Origin of the sequence: Streptomyces sp. XM83C, assembly GCF_023072675.1 — a bacterium.
Taxonomy (GTDB): Bacteria; Actinomycetota; Actinomycetes; order Streptomycetales; family Streptomycetaceae; genus Streptomyces; species Streptomyces thermocoprophilus.
In genome coordinates this window covers 1-3117 of record NZ_JALLGL010000470.1, presented here as the reverse complement: position 1 = coordinate 3117, position 3117 = coordinate 1, and the positions used below count along the sequence as shown (strand labels likewise).

Here is a 3117-nt window from a genome sequence, read left to right as displayed (position 1 = left end):
CCCCGGCCCCGGCCGCCGCCGTATCCCCGGCTGGTGCCCTACGCGCTTCCGGCCCCTCCGGGACACCGCTGCGCCCAGGCACCCGCCCTCGGCAGCGCCGCCCTCGGCAGCGCCGCCCTCGGCAGCGCCGCCCGCGGTCACACCGCCTTCGGCCCTCAGCCGATCCGGCCGCCCGACCGCAGCCCCGGCCTTCCGGGACCCGCCCCCGTCAGAGGGCAGCCCCGCACGACAGGCCCCCAAGACTCCGGCCGCCCCGAGCGGCCGGCAACCACACCACAACCGAACCAAACCAACCCAACACACAAGGAACACCACACATGTCGGACAACACCAAGCCCGCCTGGCTCGTGGACGACCTCGGCCCCAAGGGCGCCAGCTTCGTCAAGCTGACCGACTTCGCGCCGCCGCCCGAGCGCTCCCACGGCATCCTCTTCACCCGCGACCGCCTGGAGAAGGGCTACCACGTCTCCGAGATCCGCGACGGCGTCTACTGGGTCTCCGTCGGCTGGTACGACTGCATGTTCGTCGTCACCGGATCCGGCGTCGTCGTCCTCGACGCGCCCCCCGCCATCGGCGAACGCCTCCTGGCCGCCATCGAGTCCGTCACCAGCGAGCCGGTCACCCACCTCATCTACAGCCACTGGCACGCCGACCACATCGGTGCCGCCTCCATGTTCGGCCCCGACATCACCATCGTCGCCCACGAGCGCACCCGCGAGCTGCTCGCCCGCTTCCCCGACCCCTACCGGCCCCTGCCCACCGAGACCTTCAGCACCGACGCCACCCTGAACGTCGGCGGCGTCCCCATCGAGCTCTCGTACAAGGGCCAGAACCACACCGAGGGCAACATCTTCACCTACCTGCCCCGGCAGAAGGTCCTCGGCGCCATCGACATCGCCAGCCCCGCCTGGGTCACCTTCCGCGACTGCGACTCCTCCGAGAACCTCGCCGGCTGGGAGCAGGCCCACCACCAGGTCCTCGAGTACGACTTCGACACCGTCGTCAGCGGCCACGTCTCCCGCCTCGGCAACCGCGCCGACGTCGAGGAAGGCGTCGAATACATCGACGACCTGGTCCGCTACTCCCGCGAGGCCCTCGAGACCATCCCCATGGAGTACTTCCACGCCGGCATGGACGGCCCCTACAAGGCCGCGTTCCGCGCCGTCGAGGAGAACTACTTCGCCGCCCTGGTCAACTACGTCACCAAGAAGGTCCTGGAGCGCACCACCTCCAACGGCCAGCGCTGGGAGGAACGCCTCAACGGCGCCGACGTCCTGACCAAGCACAACGCCTACTCGATGCTCGAGAAGACCCGCCTGGAGCGCACGCACAACGGCTACATGCGGCGCGACGGCACCCCCACCAGCGACAAGTTCTTCATCTGACCCGCTCGCACCACGAACGGCACCCGAACACGACCATGACCACTACAACGACAGACACAGAGACGACCAGAGCGGACGCAGACGCCATACGCGCGCTCATCGACAACTGGATCCTGTGGCGCGACGCCGGCGACTGGGACCGCTTCCGTACCGTCTTCCACCCGGGAGCCCGCGTCCTGGCCACCTGGCAGCAGGGCAGCGCCGACGACTTCATCAAGGCGTCCCAGGAAGGCTGGGAGCGCGGCGTCAGCATCCTCCACTCCCACGGCGGCACCACCATCGAGATCGCCGGCGACCGCGCCATCGCCCAGACCAAGATGACCATCGCCCAGCGCGCCGATGTCGAAGGCGTCATCTCCGACGTCGTGTGCACCGGCAGGTTCTTCGACTTCTTCGACAAGCGCGACGGCCGCTGGGGCATGGTCCTGCGTCAGCCCATCTACGAACGGGACCGCATCGACCCCGTCACCCCCGGCGCCCAGCTCGACCTCGACCCCGAGCTGCTCGCCCGCTTCCCCGAGGGCTACCGCCACCTGGCCTACCTCCAGTCCAGGCTGGGCTACCCCGTCAAGACCGACATGCCCGGCATCACCGGCCCGCGCACCGACGCCCTCTACGCCCTCGGCCGCGACTGGCTCGCCGGCACCGTCGACACCCTCGACCACTGGACATAGATCCAGCCCACCCTTCGACGCGCACCAGCCGGGGCCGTGCCCCCACGGCCCCGGCACCCCACCCACACAGCTCGACCCACCGACACCCACCCACACCTCGACCCACCGAAAGGCACCCCACCATGCGCGCGGTCCGCATCACCACCCACGGTGGACCCGACGCCCTCACCGTCCAGGAGACCGACACCCCCCGCCGCACCCCCGGCACCGTCCTGGTCCGCGTACGCGCCGCCACCGTCAACCCCGTCGACATCGCCAACCTGGCCGGCAAGGTCACCTCAGCCGTCCACCGCCCCGCCGCCCCCCTGCCGCGCACCGCGGGACGCGACTACGCCGGCATCGTCACGGACGGCCCCGACCACCTGCGCGGCCTCGAGGTCTGGGGCACCAGCGGAGGACTGGCCGTCACCCGTGACGGCGCCCAGGCCGACTACCTCCTCGTTCCCGAGGACACCGTCCGCCCCAAGCCCGCCTCCCTCACCTTCGCCCAGGCCGCGGCCGGCGGACTGACCCACACCGTCGCCTGGCTCGCCCTCGCCGACCGCCTCGACCTCCAGGCCGGCGAAACCCTCCTGGTCACCGGAGGCTCCGGAGCCGTCGCCCGTGCCGCCACCGACATCGCCCACTGGCGCGGTGCCACCGTCATCGCCGCCGACCGGCGCCTGGCCGACGACCTCGCCGCCGACGTCACCATCGACACCGCCACCGACGACCTGACGCAGGCCGTCCTGCGCGCCACCGACGGCACGGGCGTCGATGCCGCCCTCGACACCGTCGGAGGCCCGCTGCTCGACCCCGTTCTCACCGCGCTGCGCCCCGGCGGCCGAGCCGCCGTCGTCGCCAGCCCGCTCAGTCCCACCGCCACCCTCGACGTCCTCGACTTCTACCGCAACGAGCGCACCCTGCACGGCGTCAACACCCTCGACCTGCCCCTGACCCGGGCAGCCGAAGTCCTGGACATCCTGCGCCTCGGCTTCGACACCGGCGCCCTCACACCCCCCAGGACGACCACCTTCCCCCTCGACCAGGCCCCCGCCGCCTACCGGGCCGTCCTCGAC

General features: G+C 71.5%; 3 protein-coding genes. All 3 read left to right on the top strand.

Annotated features, from left to right (window positions below):
* Positions 1–317 precede the first annotated feature (317 nt).
* The gene (locus MTQ10_RS29320; RefSeq protein WP_247473425.1) at positions 318–1385 is read left to right on the top strand and encodes an MBL fold metallo-hydrolase; all 1068 of its coding nucleotides are present in this window, start codon (positions 318–320) and stop codon (positions 1383–1385) included.
* 35 nt (positions 1386–1420) lie between these two features.
* Positions 1421–2059, top strand: coding sequence for a nuclear transport factor 2 family protein (locus tag MTQ10_RS29315; RefSeq protein WP_247473422.1), 639 nt, complete (start codon positions 1421–1423; stop codon positions 2057–2059).
* A gap of 122 nt (positions 2060–2181) precedes the next feature.
* On the top strand, positions 2182–3117 hold a 936-nt coding region (locus MTQ10_RS29310), incomplete at its 3' end, for a quinone oxidoreductase family protein (RefSeq protein WP_247473421.1).

Coding starts and splice junctions, on each gene's coding strand:
- MTQ10_RS29320 (WP_247473425.1), top strand. CDS start 318: ATGTCGGACAACACCAAGCCCGCCTGGCTCGTGGACGACCTCGGCCCC.
- MTQ10_RS29315 (WP_247473422.1), top strand. CDS start 1,421: ATGACCACTACAACGACAGACACAGAGACGACCAGAGCGGACGCAGAC.